This is a genomic window from Coleofasciculus sp. B1-GNL1-01 (genome assembly GCF_040220235.1).
Taxonomy (GTDB): Bacteria; Cyanobacteriota; Cyanobacteriia; order Cyanobacteriales; family Coleofasciculaceae; genus Coleofasciculus.
The window spans coordinates 49351-66274 of record NZ_JAVJTO010000075.1 but is presented as its reverse complement, the minus strand read 5'-3'; the positions used below and the strand labels follow the sequence as shown (position 1 = coordinate 66274).

Annotated in this window: 15 protein-coding genes; 7 read left to right on the top strand and 8 right to left on the bottom strand. The window is 45.0% G+C overall.

Translation table 11 applies throughout. The features are described 5' to 3' along the window. Window positions 1-5: 5 nt before the first annotated feature. On the bottom strand, window positions 6-869 hold the full coding sequence (gene pheA, locus RID53_RS18720) for a prephenate dehydratase (RefSeq protein WP_446389527.1): 864 nt from the start codon (window positions 867-869) through the stop codon (window positions 6-8). 306 nt (window positions 870-1175) lie between these two features. Between pheA and RID53_RS18715 the strand changes: the two genes are divergently transcribed. Continuing rightward, complete coding sequence (locus tag RID53_RS18715) at window positions 1176-1766, top strand: DUF1997 domain-containing protein (protein ID WP_446389526.1); 591 nt, start codon at window positions 1176-1178, stop codon at window positions 1764-1766. Window positions 1767-1920: 154 nt separating this feature from the next. Here the strand turns inward: RID53_RS18715 and RID53_RS18710 are convergent, their stop codons facing one another. The 3 genes from RID53_RS18710 to RID53_RS18700 all read right to left on the bottom strand — a co-directional run bounded on the left by RID53_RS18710 (window position 1921) and on the right by RID53_RS18700 (window position 6653). Beyond that, a complete protein-coding gene (locus tag RID53_RS18710; protein WP_446389525.1) occupies window positions 1921-2556 on the bottom strand; it encodes a ribonuclease HII in 636 nt (211 codons plus the stop codon). A gap of 223 nt (window positions 2557-2779) precedes the next feature. Beyond that, window positions 2780-4816 (bottom strand): Rne/Rng family ribonuclease, encoded by a 2037-nt coding sequence (locus RID53_RS18705; RefSeq protein ID WP_446389524.1) that lies wholly within the window; start codon window positions 4814-4816, stop codon window positions 2780-2782. A gap of 661 nt (window positions 4817-5477) precedes the next feature. Further along, window positions 5478-6653: a cysteine desulfurase family protein gene (locus RID53_RS18700; protein WP_446389523.1), complete on the bottom strand. Its 1176-nt coding sequence runs from the start codon at window positions 6651-6653 to the stop codon at window positions 5478-5480. A gap of 741 nt (window positions 6654-7394) precedes the next feature. On the opposite strand from RID53_RS18700, the gene RID53_RS18695 reads away from it, so the two are divergent. Together RID53_RS18695 and RID53_RS18690 are read left to right on the top strand one after the other, a co-directional pair. Next, window positions 7395-8237: a Uma2 family endonuclease gene (locus RID53_RS18695; protein WP_446389522.1), complete on the top strand. Its 843-nt coding sequence runs from the start codon at window positions 7395-7397 to the stop codon at window positions 8235-8237. Then, window positions 8209-9000, top strand: a complete 792-nt coding sequence (locus RID53_RS18690; RefSeq protein ID WP_446389521.1) for a Uma2 family endonuclease — start codon at window positions 8209-8211, stop codon at window positions 8998-9000. Before RID53_RS18695 ends, RID53_RS18690 begins: the two co-directional genes overlap by 29 nt. Window positions 9001-9089: 89 nt before the next feature. Here the strand turns inward: RID53_RS18690 and RID53_RS18685 are convergent, their stop codons facing one another. Then, window positions 9090-10931 carry a protein kinase domain-containing protein gene (locus RID53_RS18685; protein WP_446389520.1) on the bottom strand — a complete coding sequence of 614 codons (1842 nt, stop codon included), beginning with the start codon at window positions 10929-10931 and terminating at the stop codon, window positions 9090-9092. Between the two features lie 402 nt (window positions 10932-11333). On the opposite strand from RID53_RS18685, the gene RID53_RS18680 reads away from it, so the two are divergent. Next, on the top strand, window positions 11334-11726 hold the full coding sequence (locus RID53_RS18680) for a Uma2 family endonuclease (protein ID WP_446389540.1): 393 nt from the start codon (window positions 11334-11336) through the stop codon (window positions 11724-11726). A gap of 211 nt (window positions 11727-11937) precedes the next feature. Then, on the top strand, window positions 11938-12480 hold the full coding sequence (locus RID53_RS18675; RefSeq protein ID WP_446389519.1) for a hypothetical protein: 543 nt from the start codon (window positions 11938-11940) through the stop codon (window positions 12478-12480). Window positions 12481-12614: 134 nt separating this feature from the next. On the opposite strand, the gene RID53_RS18670 is transcribed toward RID53_RS18675, so the two are convergent. The 3 genes from RID53_RS18670 to RID53_RS18660 form a co-directional block, all read right to left on the bottom strand. Then, the gene (locus tag RID53_RS18670) at window positions 12615-13682 is read right to left on the bottom strand and encodes an MFS transporter (RefSeq protein ID WP_446389518.1); all 1068 of its coding nucleotides are present in this window, start codon (window positions 13680-13682) and stop codon (window positions 12615-12617) included. Window positions 13683-13688: 6 nt separating this feature from the next. Then, window positions 13689-14552, bottom strand: a complete 864-nt coding sequence (locus RID53_RS18665) for a type IV pilin-like G/H family protein (protein ID WP_446389517.1) — start codon at window positions 14550-14552, stop codon at window positions 13689-13691. Window positions 14553-14750: 198 nt separating this feature from the next. Next, a complete protein-coding gene (locus tag RID53_RS18660; RefSeq protein WP_446389516.1) occupies window positions 14751-15626 on the bottom strand; it encodes a WD40 repeat domain-containing protein in 876 nt (291 codons plus the stop codon). 72 nt (window positions 15627-15698) lie between these two features. Here RID53_RS18660 and folK point away from each other — a divergent pair, with 72 nt between their 5' ends. Next, entirely contained in the window at window positions 15699-16184 is a 486-nt protein-coding gene (gene folK, locus RID53_RS18655) for a 2-amino-4-hydroxy-6-hydroxymethyldihydropteridine diphosphokinase (RefSeq protein WP_446389515.1), read from the top strand. 6 nt (window positions 16185-16190) lie between these two features. Then, on the top strand, window positions 16191-16742 hold the full coding sequence (locus tag RID53_RS18650; RefSeq protein ID WP_446374664.1) for an NUDIX hydrolase: 552 nt from the start codon (window positions 16191-16193) through the stop codon (window positions 16740-16742). Window positions 16743-16924 lie beyond the last annotated feature (182 nt).

Sequence of the window (16924 nt, the reverse complement as noted above, 5' to 3'; positions counted from 1 at the left end):
TAAGCTTAATTCTCAATCAGCGCGGTTGAATCAATGGGTATGACGCTGTAGCTGCCAAAAATTTTCAGAATTTCTGTATGAGAGGCAGCTTCTGAGAGTGCCTCTTGCACCAACGGTGTAGAGGTATCGGCTTCTAAATCAATAAAGAAAAGATACTCACCCAGCGATCGCTTCGTCGGGCGAGACTCAATCCGACTCAGGTTAATCTCTCGCTGGGCAAAGGCTTGCAGGGGTTTAACTAAGGCTCCCGGCACATTGGCGGGCGTGCTAAACGCTAGGGAGGTATGACTACCCCCAGGAGACGATTGCTGACCCACAATCCAAAAACGAGTACAGTTGTCTGGATAATCATTGATAGCCGCCGCCAGGATAGGTAATTGATAAAGCATCGCCGCCCGTTGAGACGCGATCACGCCTGCCGTATAGTCAGTATCCAGATGCTGTAAGGCTTCTGTGGTTGAATTGGTGGGTACGAGTTGTACCAAGGGTAGACTGTTTTCTAGCCACCCTTGACATTGGGCAAGGGCTTGAGGATGAGAATAAACGGTTTGGATTGCCTGAAGACGAGATGCCCGTGATAACAGGGCATGTTGGATTGGCAACACCAATGCCTGTTGAATTTGTAGTTGATCGAGTTGCCACAGCGTATCCAACGTAATCGTGACACTGCCTTCAATGGAATTTTCCACAGGCACCACCGCCAAATCTGCTTGCCCCTTGGCGACGGCGTGCAGAGTTTGGGCAATGCTGGGATAAGGACATAACCAGGCTTTTGAATCACATTCACGGGTAAGAGTGCGACAGTAAGCTAATGCTGCCGCTTCTGCGTAAGTCCCTGGTGGTCCAAGATGGGCAATTGAAATTGACATAAACTGCGTTTTAGTTTATAATTTAATGCTTTATTTGTTTTCAGTAATGAGGTTTAATAATTTCCGTCCTTAGGACTAAATCATTGCTCCGATCGAGGAACTGAAAGTCTTCTATAGGAAGATAACGGTTGGCGAGCATAATTTCTACAATTGGAGTAAGGATTAAGTTACATGCTGTAGTCTCATTTACGAGACTCGCTCATCCCCATAACCTTAAAAAATTCCCCCCAGTTATGTAAATAAACTTTAATTAAAGTAAGATTAACTTTAAGAAACTTAGACAAAACCCAACGTTGCTCTCACCCTATGACCAGCCAGTTTACTGCATCCCAATCCGTAGAACTTGCCGTATCTGAACAACCCATCCCGATTCAGCACTATTTACGTCAACCTCAGCGCCTGGTACACGCGATCGCTGATCCGAATCTGATCGAGCAACTGAGTCCAGAGCAGTTTCGCCTGAAGATGCGTCCATTGCATTTTCTGTCCTTAACCTTTCAACCACGAGTCATTCTCAAAGTTTGGGCAGATAGTGACGGTACAGTTCATCTGCGATCGGTAGATTGTGACATTCCTGGATTAGACTACATCAATCAACGCTTTACCCTGGAGGTCAAAGGAAAACTCTATCCTGAGCAACAGCAAAACACCACTCGGCTTAAAGGTAAGGCTGATTTAAAGGTTCGGGTGGATATTCCCTTTCCTCTCTCGATGACACCCCAACCCATTATTGAAACAACCGGAAATGGATTACTCAAAAGTGTGTTGCTGCGAATTAAGCAGAAATTAATGCATCAACTGCTATTGGATTATCGGCAATGGGCTAACGCGGATCGCCAAACCCTGGCTCAACCTAACTCTCAGCATCTTGCACCCGCTGATAATCCCAGCATTTAGTCATTTGTCAGGGAACAGGGATATGGAACGGGGATATGGAACAGGTAAGGTAGAGTTTTGAGTTAACTTCCTCATTTTCCCATCTCCCAGACGCGCCATGGCACGTCTCTACATGGCTCCCCCTGCTCCTGCGCTCCTGTACACCCCAACTCCCTCATTTTCCATCCTTGAGTTGACAAGGACGAAAGGAACGGCGATGCTGGGGCGAAGGTCCCAACTGTTGGAGGGCTAAACGATGTCGTTGAGTTCCATATCCCTTATTAGCGGCTAAGTCATAATCAGGATACTTCGTCGCTAAACGCCCAACTAAATCATCACGCCAGACTTTCGCCACAATGCTAGCCGCTGCGATTTCCAGCGATCGCTGATCTCCTTTAATCAGACTTTTTTGGGGTACAGGTAAGCCTACCAATGCCTGTCTCCCATCAATCAAACATAAATCAGGCTGCACTTTTAACTTAAGCACAGCCCGTTTCATTGCCAACAGAGAGGCTTGTAAGATATTAATTTGGTCGATTTCAGCACTGGTGGCATAACCAATCCTCCAATCGACGGCTAACTCTTGAATCGCTTGCGCCAATTTCTGGCGTCGTAGACGAGTTAACTGTTTACTATCTTTCATTCCAGAACCAGCCAAATTGGGCAGAGTCGATGCGGGTAAAATAACCGCTGCTGCCACAACCGGACCAAATAAAGCGCCACGCCCAACTTCATCGACTCCGGCGACCAATTTGCGATCGCCTGATAGTTCGGGTAGTTGACAATAGTTAGCCGAATTTTCCATTTTCATGGATTCTTACTATGCTCTGCCGTTACATAAATAAGACCTCCCCCATGGAACAAAAAGCGAAGCATTCTCTGGCTTTCCTGTGCCAAAAAAGCGAAGCATCCTCTGGCTTCCCCCTTTTTAAGGGGGACGGGAGGGGGATCTATAAGGGGGGAATGAGAGGGGCTAGGGGTGAAGCCTAACTTGGGGGGTGATACCCAATCCGCTTTTGAAACCCCTTTATCCCTTACTCATTCTCCATTGCTGAAGAACGGCGGCGGCGACGGCGAATCAAAGGCGGTTTTGTTTCTGATTCGCTGGTTGAGGTTGAATCAGCCGATGATTCTAAATCAGCATCAACGGCTTCTCCAGAAGAAGTAACCAGTACTTTGTCTGAACTCTCTTCTGAGTCTGACTCCTCTGATGGGTGAGACCTATCCTCCCATGAATCGTCAGTGGTGTCATTATCAGTGGTGTCATTGTCAGGAGTGTCATTGTCAGAAGAATCCGATTCAGCTTCTCCAGGAAGCACCACCGAAACCATAACTGATCGGGGATTTCTAATCTCCTGATCTAACCGCACTAATGGTGAAATACCCATCAAAGCATAAACATCCTGTTCTTCCGGCGTCATCTCAACCTGAATAACTTCCGGCGGTTCCATTTCTACCACCGACCGAATGAGCTGGGGTTTGCCCACTCGTTCACTGGAGTCTGACACGATGGGACGTTCAACAGATGTCGTATCGCGCCTCGTCCCCTCTACATCTTCACTCACATCAGAGGAACGTTGAGACAAGGTAATTGGGCGAACATTGCTGCTCTTGGCTACAGGTTCATCCTTGGAGATTACATCCTCCAGGCGGCGACGGCGACGGCGGCGATTAGTGCCATTGGGGATTCCCCGTTCTTGATAACTCGGATGATTGAGTTCAAGTTCATCCGGTTCATTAAAGCCAGGGATATCCAGGGGTTCTGGAAGATCAGAGGTTTCTGGGATGTCAACGCGAGAAATAGGCTCTGGCTCTTGCTGTACTTGAGGTTCTGGCTCACCGGGAAGATGCACCAGATGTCCCAATCCACCACAGCTTGGACAAGTGCGACCAAATAATTCGTAAATATTTTGACCTTGGCGCTTGCGGGTGAGTTCGACTAACCCCAATTCTGACAATTGGGCGATTTGGGGTCTGGCTTTGTCCATTTTCAACGCTTTGTTGAAATGTTCCAGAACTTGTAATTGATCACGCCGCGAGTCCATATCGATAAAGTCCACGATGATTACGCCAGCAATATTACGTAGGCGCAATTGGCGGGCGATTTCTGTCGCGGCTTCGCAGTTAGTCCAGAGGACGGTTTCTCGCGCCGTAGCGGAACGGGTAAAGGAACCGGAGTTTACATCAATAACGGTTAGCGCTTCCGTCGGTTGGATAATAATATAGCCTCCCGATGGCAGATCAACTCGTGGCTTTAAGGCTTCTCGAATCGCCGCATTAATACGGAAATAATCGAGAATTGAGAGGCGATCGCGGTGATGGTCAATTAAAACCCCTTCCGGTGATCGACCGCCACTCCAGCTTACTAACTGCTGTTTTACCCGTTTGACCCCAGTATTGGAATCAACCACAATCCGATTCACATCCGCTGTGTACATATCGCGGAGGACTCGTTGGATAAAATCATCATCGCGATTAAGTAGAGCTGGCGCTCTGGTGGAAGTTGCCTCCTGCTGGATGGCTTCCCACTGGCGTTGCAGCGCCTCCAAATCCTCCATTATCGCTTCTTCCGCTCTGCCCTCGGCTTCTGTGCGAACCAATAATCCCATCCCAGCGGGTTTAATCAGCACAGCCAAGGCTCTGAGGCGATTACGTTCGTTTTCGTTCTTTATCCGTCGGGATAAATTAACCCCTCGTCCATAAGGCATCAGCACCAGATAACGACCTGGTAAGCTGATATTTCCGGTCAGCCGAGGACCTTTATTGCCCGTCGGCTCCTTCATCACTTGGACTAAGACTTTTTGCTGCGGGGTAAGCAGTTCCGTAATCGCCCCGGAGCGACGTTTAAGTCGCAGAGGACCCAAGTCAGTGACATGAATAAATCCATTGCGTTCGGCATCACCAATATTGACGAATGCGGCATCAATGCCTGGTAAAACGTTTTCGACAATACCGAGATAAATATCACCGACTTGGTGGCTGCCCGTGGCAACGACAAGTTCTTGGATTTGATCTTCTGAAAAAACAGCAGCCAGCCGATATTGCTCTGCAATAATAATTTGCTTTGCCATTCAATTCCCTCAAAATTTGGCAGTACGCTCAAGTACTGAAGCTTGGTCTTTGTTGAAATTTTAGATAGCTGATTAGTTTAGAGAACAGGCAAACTAGCCAAGCTTTAATAATGCTTGAATGCTTGTCTGAGTTACCTTTTTCACCAAAAATCTTAAATCGCATACCTAAAATTGATCGGTCACTCTTACTTTGGCTACCCTTTATGATTCTGAAAAGCAAAAACTTTAGCTTTACTTAGAAAACGTAAATCGTGATCAGGGAGTGACTGAAGACTACTGACACTCTCATGGATCTACTTTTTCTCCAATGCTACAGGTAGCCAATGTCATGCCCCTTCGCCCAAGGGCAAGCATTGGAGTTTGGTAACGTGCAAGTCAAAAGTCTGGAAGTGTGAATCAGTTACGGACAGTATCTATGAGATAGTTTCTACAGGTCGAACCTAGTGTCACTGTAGGTACGCAACTGTTTCCTTAATTCTACATTATACTGCTTCGATTGTTGATTGTTAATGGGTAAGACTATCAGTTTAGCTGTGAGGGGGTTATCGGTGCTGGGGAAGCTGGGAAGCTGGAGAAGCTGGGGGAGATGAGGAAGCTGGGGGAGATAGGGAAGAATTGTCCCAATCTTTAATCACCAATCCCTAATCACCAATCCCCCTAACTAGACCGACGTTTTAGGGGTTTGAGCTTGACGCAAGGATTCAATTGTCGCGATCGCGTGTTGGGCAACCCGATCAATTTCCTCGGCTGTATTAAAGCGTCCAATGCCAAACCGGACTGAGGCATGAGCTAAAGGTTTTGAATGTCCTAGTGCTAAGAGGACATGGGATGGCGCTACGTGGCTTGATGAGCAAGCTGAACCCGATGACACGGCGACAACAGGCTGTAATCCCAACAGTAGGGCAGAACCATCCACTCCCTCAACAGAAATATTAAGATTTCCTGACAATCGCTGTTCTGGATGACCATTCAGGTGAATTCCCCCTAACGGAGACAGGGTGTTCCAAAGCTGTTCCCGTAACTGGCGGAGGCGTTGAGATTCAGAGGCTTGTTCAGCGAGTCCGAGTTCCACGGCTTTGGCAAAACCCATGATTTGCGGCGTGTAGAGGGTACCCGAACGGATTCCCCGTTCTTGTCCCCCTCCCTGAATTTGTGACGCTAACTTAACTCTAGGGTTACGGCGGCGGACATAAAGCACCCCAATCCCCTTAGGACCATACAGTTTATGGGCAGTGAAGGACATTAGGTCAATATTCATCACCTCAACATCCAAAGGAATTTTACCAATCCCCTGGGCAGCGTCGGTATGGAAGAGTACCTGATGCTGGTGACAGAGTTCTCCAATTTCAGCTAGGGGTTGTAATACGCCAATTTCGTTATTGGCAGCCATCACCGAGACTAAAATCGTATCGGGACGAATTGTTTTTTCTAGCTGGGTTAGGTTGACGAGTCCATCCTTTTGGACAGGCAAAAATGTGACCTCAAATCCTAAGTCTTGTAAATAGGTACAGGGATCAAGTACGGCTGGATGTTCAGTTTGGACGGTAATGATATGACGCCCTTGACTGAAATAGGCTTCAGCTACCCCTTTAATTGCTAGATTATTTGCTTCTGTTGCACCACTGGTGAAGATGATTTCCTTTGGTGTAGCGTGGATAGCCTCAGCAAGGGTTTGTCGTGCTTGTTTTACCGCCGCTTCTGCTTCCCAACCATAAGCATGGCTGATACTGGAAGGGTTGCCGAAATGTTCTCTAAAATAGGGCAGCATCGCCTCTAGCACCCGTTCATCCATGGGGGTGGTGGCGTGGTTGTCAAGGTAAATGGGACGATGAGACATAGTGAGTAAGTCGGTAGGGACAGTTTAAGTTAATGGCGGTGATCGTCATTTGTCATTCGTCATTTGTCATTTGTAAGGGTTTGAGAGTTGTTTACATAGCTTGGTATGGTTAAGTTTATTTCCATCAACCTACCTAGATCGTCATTAGTCATGTCAAGGAATAGGGTATTTAAATTGATTATTGATCAATCATCAGTACCAAAAACAATTTGATCAGGATGAGAATTTGCCACCATATAAACGAGGGCTTGGGGTACACCATTTTATCACAATAAATCTGGGTGGAAATCATGACAATGTATTATAAACCTCTTAGTGTGACCCTGAGCGGGGCGCAAGGATGATGCCCCTACCTACATACATACAATGGTGGAAGAGGTTGTAGGTTGGATTAACGCTTGAGACTTAACAAGGTTGAGGAACCCAAGCCCTGACGACGAACAACAATTGATTTTTTTGTTTTCAATGATTATCAAAGATTAATAGAGATAATCAGCAAATGAATTGTTGGCGATAGGAGCATATAATCTTTAAGTATTGGGTAAGGGCGACACGCTTGCACAAATCAATAGATGTGTCCACTCAATTTGATCGGATCGCCCTTTACTCAATCGAATATGGCAGAAAGTATTTCTTTAAAATTATGTGTTTGTCTTGAGCTGCTATCTTAGCGATCGCGCTTTTGTTAAGATACATTTAGGGTTCTGGAAAAAAGCACCTTAGTGGAGAGAGACGCTGATCATGTCCGACTTGGTAACCCAAGAGACAACATCCCAAACTGTGGTAGGCTGGGAACCATCCATGCCGCCAACTGACTTAATCTTTGATGATGGAGAACCGTTGGAAAGTAATCGCCACCGTATTGCTATAAATGTCCTGATTCGATCGTTGCAGCAAGCCTATCTTGACCGCAATGATTTCTATACCAGCGGTAATATGTTTATCTATTACAGCAGTGAACAGGCGCGGAACCGAGATTTTAGAGGACCCGATTTCTTTGCCGTATTAAATGTTGACGGGACGACTGAACGGCAAGGTTGGGTTGTGTGGGAAGAAGGGGGACGTTACCCTGATGTAATTGTCGAATTAATGTCTCCTTCTACAGCATCTATGGATACGGGGACAAAGAAAGATATTTATGAGCGTATTTTTAGAACACCGGATTACTTTGTTTTTAATCCCTTTGATCCCAATTCCTTACAGGGTTGGCATTTGGATGCGTCTCAACAATATCAACCGTTAGTTGGCAATGAACAGGGTTGGCTGTGGTGTCAGACATTGGGGTTATGGTTGGGAACTTGGCAAGGAACGATAGACCGAGAGACGGCGGTTTGGTTACGATTTTATGATCAAGAGGGTAATCTTGTTCCCCTACCCGAAGAAGCGGCTCAACAGCAAGGGCTTCACCAAGGGACATTACGACAGTTATTGCGTATCCTTGCTACTCGCTTTGAACAGGTTCCGCCAGATATTGAGCCACGTTTACAGGTACTTGAAGTTGATCAATTAGAGGATTTGGTGACGGTGGCTTTGACAGCACAAACCCTGGCAGAATTTGTTAGTAACGTACCGGAAGGTTCATGATAGAATTAGACGCAATACGTCCTATCGGACAGGCTTTGCTTTCCGCGATCGCACTCTTTTACCCGTGACACTTTCAACCCAAGAACTCGAACAGGTTCGGGCGACTTTTCCCGATTATCCAGCCAAATTAGAGAATGGACGAATTATTTTAAGTCCACCCCTATCCTTACCCTTTACCCCCCATGACTTGGAACGGGTACAAGCAACGTTTGATGACTATGGGATGGAATTACGGGGAGGTCGAATCATTATCATGTCCCCTTGTATTGTTAATTGTGGGGGAATGGCGTCCGCGATAGCAAGGTCTAATTTTGGCTTTGCTTTGATGAATTGGGTTAAAACGGGTTCTGATCATCCCTTGGGTTATGTTTTAGGACGCTGCGGTTGGATTTTGCCGAATGGGGATGTGATTGAACCGGATAACTGTTTCATTCGCGCTGAACGAATGCGGGATTATATGCGCCAGAATGGATTGACAAAGTTACCCGAATCATATCCAGAATTAGTACCAGATTTAATCATGGAATGTTGCTGCTGTACAGAAGCGGAAACTGATCCGAGTTCATATCAGAAAGCGAAGCTGCAAATGCTGATTGAAATGGGGATGGCTGTGGGTATTTTTATTGAACCAGAGACAGAGCAAACGGTAACAGTTTATCAGCAGGATCAACCGGAAATGGTATTGAGAGATGGGGATGTTTTGACGATTCCAGAGTTGCTTCCAGGTTGGGAATTGCAAATTGTGGAACTATGGGAGACTTGAGTTAAAATATAACATTCTATAATGATGTCTAAATAAACCAAACTATGCCGCCACATTAGATACAATAACTCTATCTAAATAAACAATCATTACTGCACACTCCATACCTTGATTGTACCATCGTGACTACCGCTGATTAAGGTTTTACCATCGGGACTAATCACCAATGATGTTACAGCGTCTAAATACTTAGTTAGGGTATTAATTTCTTGCTGAGTAGTTAAGTCCCAAACTTTGACTGTTTTATCTTCACTGCCGCTAAACAGGGTTTTTCCATCAGGGCTAATTGCTATAGATAAAACAGAACCTTTATGCCCAGTCAGAGTGTAGAGCAGTTCTCCACTCCTCAAATTCCATACCTTGATTTCTTTATCCCGACTGCCACTAATCACAGTTTGTCCGTCTGGACTAATTACGACAGCGAAAACTACATCTGAGTGACTTTCAAGGATTTGATCTGGCAACACAATAATTGTTTTGTCATAACTACCACTGACGATGGTTTTTCCATCTGGACTCACTGCTATAGACGTTACACCACTTGAATGCTTGGTATGAGTGTGAGTACATTTTTGATTGTTTATATCCCATATTTTAATAGTCTTATCTCCGCTCCCACTAAAAAGAATATTATTGTTTTTTGGGTGAAAAGCAAGGGACATAACCTGTCCAGAATGCCCAGTCAAAACTTGAGTAGCTTTTTGATTTTCTAAATTCCATACTTTAATTGTCTTGTTTACAGTACCACTAGCGATAATTTTTCCATCTGAGCTGATGGCTACAGACAGAATACCCTCTCCATGATTAAAAGAATGAGTTTCTTCTTCATTTGCTAAATTCCACACTTTGATCATCCTATCTTCGCTACCACTAACTAAGGTTTGTCCATCAGCACTGATAGCTAATGAGGTAACAGAAGCTGAGTGGCAAGAAGATAAATCACCGAAAACATGATCGGCTATAAAGTTTTGCCAATTGGTTGCAGTCGGTGATTGGATCGGTTGTCGTTGTTGTGTGTTTGGATACAAAGTTTGCTCAATCTCTGCCAACCGTGCCAAAATTGCCTGGGTATCGGCGGGGCGTTTCTGAATTGGACGAGCCATCAGTTGATTGATAAAATCTCCTAGGATAGAAGAAATTTGGGGAGCTTGATCACGCCAATCCTCTAACTCATCGGTATAGATATCGTGGCGATACTGATCGCCAAGGTTCAGAGGATGTTCACCCGTCAGTAAATGGACAAAAGTACGACCCAAGGCAAAAAAATCTGATTGGGGAACAGCACTACCAATGACTTGTTCGAGAGGAGAGTAACCGTCAGAAACAACTTTGGTCACTTGTCCTGCTGCTTGTTTTTGCTCGTAGGTTCCTGTAATTTCTCGCGCTATGCCAAAATCAATTAATACCAGTCCTCCATCTGGCTTGAGCATAATATTCGATGGCTTAATATCTCGGTGAAAAAGCTGCTGTTGATGAACGGCGTGTAGTGTGTTGGCGAGTTGAATTAGCCAATCAATCGCTAACTTTTCACTAATGGGGCGATTATCCCGATTTTCTAACCACTTTTCCAGATTCTCTCCCTCAATTTTCTCCATGACCAGACAATAGACGGGTTCTTGACTATTTTTAGGGTAAAAAGTGAAGGATTCCTCTGCTTGGGGAACTCCGGGATGATGCAGCCGAGTTAATACTTGGGCTTCTCGCTGGAATTGTTCTACAGGTTTTGGTTCATTTTTACTCAGAACTTTGATAACTTTAGGAATAGTGGTGCGATCGCTAACTTCATAGGTCTTAGCAAAACCGCCTTCGCCCAATAGATTTATAACCCGATAACGTCCCTCCAATAGCAATTCAGACTGACAACTTTGGCAATAGAGCAGATTATCGGGATTATCGGGATTCTGACACTTGGGATTGATACACAGACTCATCAGTTCAGCGAATATGGGTCATGATCGATAGTGTAGCGTTATCGATTCAGAGATTGACAGATAAATGCTGTCGAAATCCTGTTTGTCGAGCCTTGGCTTGGCTATCGTACTGGCGTGGCACACCTTATTTGATGGATTAGATTCGACTTGTAGTAGGGAACTTTAGCCCTATATCCTGTTGGGTTTCCTGTGATCAACTCAACCTACAATCTATTCCACCATTTTAGCTGTGTCAATCCAGTAGATCTTTATATGAATCCGGCTGAGTAGCCAATGACGCTGACTATCCAGGAAACTGAGGGAGTGGTTCGCGATACGTCCTATCGGACACGCTTTGCTTTGCGCGATCGCACTCCTGACACTTCCAGATAGGATAGATTAAGCAAGCGAAATGCACTCTTTCTGGACGAAGCAAAAGCGAGACGACCAGATATTGCTATTATTGAACGACCCAAGACTTTCTTTGAAGATCGACCCAGCCGAGGGATTACGACTAAACCATTTATGATTGTTGAGATTGCCTCAAGTAATTGGTCTACGGATTTGGTGGACAAACAAGAGGAGTACCAAGCAATCGGAGTGCCGGAATATTGGATTGTTGATTATTGGGGTCAAATTCCAGCTAAATATTGCTGGCGCGGGAAGGGGAAGAAAGTTATTGTGCTAACGCTGGGTAATGGGGAATATCAACGATGTGAGTATTTGCCAGGAGAAACTATTCCCTGTCAAACATTTCCTAACCTTACTTTAACAGTCGATCAGGTGTTGGCGGCGGATGCCGAGGATATCCTTTAGGAACAATGCATATCAAATAGCCCAAAATTCTTAGTAGCGATCAAGATGCTCGCACTACAAGGGTTTCGTCATTATTGACATTAGGGTTTAAATACTAAACAGCTTAATTTTGCTCCTATGGAGTGATGCACAAGCTCGTCAGTTTAGCGAATATAGAGTCATGATCGATAGTGTAGCCTTATCGATTCACTCTAAATGAGATTATTTCCCCATGCGTCAACATCCAACCGCGATCGCACTTATTTCACTCCTGTGCTTAGGGAGTACGGCTGCATTAGCCGCTAAGACTAAGCTATCCCCGACACCGACTAAAGACTTATCCTTTGAGTTGAAAGCGGTTGATAACCACTTTGACCCCCATCAACTCGAACCAGGAGAGGAATTTATGGGTCTAGAAGTCGTTTCGGTTCAAGCTGACTCATTACCTGAGTATGGTGTAATTGGTCGAGTCCAATTTCGAGGTCAAATTGCTCTCACTGGGACTTATGAACCTAATCATCAGCTTCCAGGAAACACCAAGATCCCCTGTTTTGTTGTTGATGAAGCCGCCGCCAAACAGCTACCCAGATTTCGGGGCGATGATCGCCAAGTTTGGTTTTGTTTCAATAATCCCGAAGTCGCTAAACAGCAATTGGGTGGACAGGGTACTCAACCGAAAAAAGCGATAATCGCGATCAATGATTATGAGACGGTTTATTATCCCTCCGATGCCTTTGATACTGCTACTTTGGTGCGGGTAATTACTCAAGAGTAATTGTCATTTGTCATACTCGCTTGGCGAGAAGCAAGCTACGTTATTCGTCCTTGGTTAGGGGAATTAACGTTTTGATATCATATCAATCCATATCGTTTCATACCTGTAATTATTGGTAAAAAAGACTTACCCTTCTACCCAGCTTTGCGACTAAACACCCATACCAATAACAGCATGACTACTATCACCAACGCCGCAGAAATAAGTGATAAACTGATTATCTTGCCCAACCCACCCATGACGGGAATACCACCGATCGCGATCGCTAATCCTAATGCAAATCCTGCGGCTGTGGCGGGTTGTTCTGGCATCAGGTGGGCTGTGGCGGCTAATGTAACTGGGATACTCGATTGTAATAGCGCCACGGCTGGCAGTAAGGTAAACAAATGATGTCCGCCAATTACCAGTAACAGGCTGGATAGGGCTAAGGTTCCCATTGTCCACAATCGCCACCCCCAAGCTGTTGCCCAAATTCCTGCCAAAATTTTACCAACAGCGGCAGCGATCGCGATCGCAATTAAAGCTGGAATATTACCCTGTAGTAGAAAATCAAAGCTAGTCCAAACTAGAGACGTTAACGCGATCGCACTCAATAATATCAGCAAGACTAAATCCTGATCCACAACCGCCGATTCCTGAACCAAGTCAGGATCAGAAGTTTGACGATAGGGAAGTTTAGGCAAAGGTATTCGCGCGATCGCTATCATGATCATACAAAGTAGCGATACCAATAACCCTGTCCCTTCATATCCGGCTAATCCTAACCCACCACCCACCGCTAATCCTACCACCCCTGGTGCAGCAAATAATCCCGCACCCAGAGTCGATTTAGGCGTTACCCAAACCGCTATCGCCCCCCCGCCAACATGAAACGCGGCTGAACCGATTCCCGCTAAAATTATCGCGAATTGGGGTTGCCAATTGGCTGAAACTAGCGCCAGACTCAGTAGCAATAATCCCATTAAAACAGCAATACGGGGACGTTTGAGTTTATCGGTGATCATCCCAACTATGGGCTGATACCCAAAAGCTAATCCGTTGTAAAGTAAGATGAGAAAACTACTTTGTTCTAGGGATAGCCTTTGCAGTAAAGTAGCCAGTAGAAAACCTGCGGCTGCATCAGCACTACCATGTGCCAATCCTAAAACAGTTGGTAAAATATACCGCTTATTTTTAGGAATACCAGGAATGCTAAAATTCATAATTCTTCAATATAGAAAAGATGAACCCGATGGGCATTGAATTTTACCTTCTATGAGTTGAGGATTATCTGGAGGAACTATAGAGGGTTGATCAGTTTGGCAAATCCCACGCAACAAGTCATTTTCAGATTTCTCGTTAGCTACCACGATTATTGCCGTGTAGCTTTTGAATGTTTCACGTTTTGCTGTAACTTTTACAGTTGTTTTATCTAGATCAGCAGAGAGTTTAAATTGGTGGAATTCATTTTCTATTGTACGGTCATTCATCAATTGAATTTTGGAAAAACCAAAAGGATGCTCTTCAGTAGAGCCTGTCAATTCTTTAAATGTAGAAGCAAATTGTGAATTTCTACCATAGAAGTCATATTGGTAACTTAAGATCGTAGGAATTACCTGTTTAGCTTCCCAATGGGCGCGTTCCGGATTGGGTTGCCAAAGTAAATTTGATGGGTAGCTAACTGGAAGCAAGACGAAGAAAAAAATGGCGTAACTAGCTAAATTACTCAAAAAAGTGGCTAGAAATAAGTTTCCCTCTGGATTCCGACTATTTTTAGGTTTAAATAGAGAAATGTATAAGCTCCATTCAATTAAGCAAGAGAATACAAAGAAAATAGGTAAACTAAAGACAGCTGTTCCTGGACTGCCAGTGTACATATTATTAAACGCGAAGGGAATACCTATAATTGATGTAGCAATGTTGGCAACTAGAGTCATAATTAGGACTTTATATATGCCTAATTTAACTTTTGAGCGGAACTTGAATAAACTCCAAATAACCAGGGCTTCGACAGGAATAATACTGAAAATAATTGCGACATTACCTGTCATATTGAGAATTTTTGGGGCAGCGATATTGGCAAGTACTATCATTGGTGATTGGTGATTAGGTAAGAGTATTTGCTTGGCTCAAGGACATGGTTTTGAGGTACATCTGTAGGGAATGGTTTAGGAAGTTTCGTTTCGTTATTAATTAATGATAGCCTTGGCTCAAAACCCGCTCTGACTAGATGTTTCAGATGTAACCTGCTACATTGAGACTACCCTCATTTTTCCTATCTTCCGCATTGCTTATTTTACCCCCCAAATTTTAATCACGTCATTCTGGCTACCACTAGCTAGAGTTCGTCCATCTGGACTAATTGCTACCGCTAAAACTGCTTCTATATGATCACTAATCGTGTGCAGGACTTCACCTGTCTGTAAATCCCAAACCTTTACAGTTTTATCGTTACTTCCACTAAGAATTCGGCGTCCATCTCGGCTAATTGTCACTGAAGTAACGGTTCCCGCATGACCCGTCAGTGTGCGAATTTCCTCTCCTGTTCTCAAATCCCAAAGTTTAATCGTTTTGTCAATACTGCTACTCACCAATATTTTCCCATTGGGACTAATCGCCACGGAGGTAACGCTACCTGCATGACCTGTGAGTATTTTCCGAGAACCAATCCAAATCGTACCATCAGCACAACCACTAACCAATCGTTGACCATCTGAACTGATGGCGAGGGAATATACCCAGTCTGATGGTTCGGTTAGGGTGTGTAGTTCAGTACCGTTGTTAATATCCCAAACTTTAATTGTTGTATCCTGACTACCGCTATAAATTCTCTGTCCGTCAGGACTAATTGTCACACAATATACTCGGTCAGAGTGACCTTTTAGAGTGTATCGTTCCTGCCCATTTTTCAGGTTCCACACTTTCAGCGTGCGATCAAAACTCCCACTCACCAAGGTTTGACTATCTGGACTTATGGCTACCCCATGCACCCAGTCAGAATGACCTCTAAAACAGGAGAGTTCCTCTCCATTGCTTAAATCCCAGACGCGCACAATTGTATCACCGCCACCACTAATTAAAGTCTTGCCATCGGGACTCATCGCTAGGGAGTAAACGGTTCCCTTAGGTCCTGCTAACCAAAGACCGAGGATTTGTTCTTCGTACATTAATTTATCCGATCGCGGCAAAAATTTTGTCGATTCTCTGGTAATCTATAAACTCAACAGCAGGGGCGTCTCGTGTCACACTCTCAACCATCGGCGATCGCACTAGGTAGCAACTTGGGGGATTCCCGTGCCATCTTAGAGGCGGCTATAGTCATGTTAGCGAAAACTCCCGGTATCACGGTCACGTCTCAGTCTAGCTGGTATCGAACCGCCCCCGTGGGTCCACCGCAGCCAGATTATCTCAATGGTTGTGTGATTCTAGAGGTACAGCTAACCCCCCACGATTTGTTACAAACCCTTCTCAGCATCGAAAACCAATTCGGGCGAGAACGGCGGGAAAGATGGGGACCGAGAACCCTAGACTTAGATATCTTATTATTCGATAATTTAATAATAGACACTCCTACCCTACAAATCCCCCACCCCCGGATGACGGAACGAGCCTTTGTCCTGGTTCCTTTAGCCGAAATTGCCCCCGACTGGATCGAACCAACATCCGGATGTGCGATCGCAAAACTCGTACAAAGGGTAGACTGTTCTGGAGTTCACCCCGTATAGTTAGACATGCCTCAAGGTCAAGAACCCCCTCAACTACTCAGACAACGCTTTGTTTATCAGGGACGCAAATTTAACTTTGAAGTTAATCACCTGCGTCTTCCCAACCAAGCTAAAGGCGACTGGGAATGCGTTCGTCACCCCGGTGGGGCGCTAGCGGTTCCGGTTACCCCAGAAGGGAAACTGGTTCTCGTGCGTCAATATCGGTTTACCGTACAACGGCGGTTATTAGAGTTTCCGGCGGGTACTGTGGAACCTTTAGAAGATCCTGAAACCACAATCCAACGGGAAATCGAGGAAGAAATTGGATATCGGGCGCACCGTTGGCAATCTTTGGGGAGTTTTCCCTTAGCACCAGGATATTCTGATGAATATATTTACGCATTTCTAGCGCAAGATTTAGAGAAATTGCAGACACCGCCAGGATTGGATATGGATGAAGATTTAGAAACGGTGTTGATGACACCTGAACAATTAGAAAAAGCAATTCATGGGGGGGATGCGGTTGATGCGAAATCGATTTGTAGCTTTTACCTAGCGCGTCCGTTTTTGCAGCAATAAGCTGTCATGCATTTAAATTGGGTATTAGTAGCGAGCAAGATGCAAAGCCTTCGGCATGGCTTCGCTAAACGCACTACAAGGCTTTCGCCGTTATTGATATTAAGGTTTAAATGCCGAACAGCTTAGTGGGTTAATTGTTTTTGAAGATATCCGGGAAACCTTAGGGGCGCACGGACGTGCGC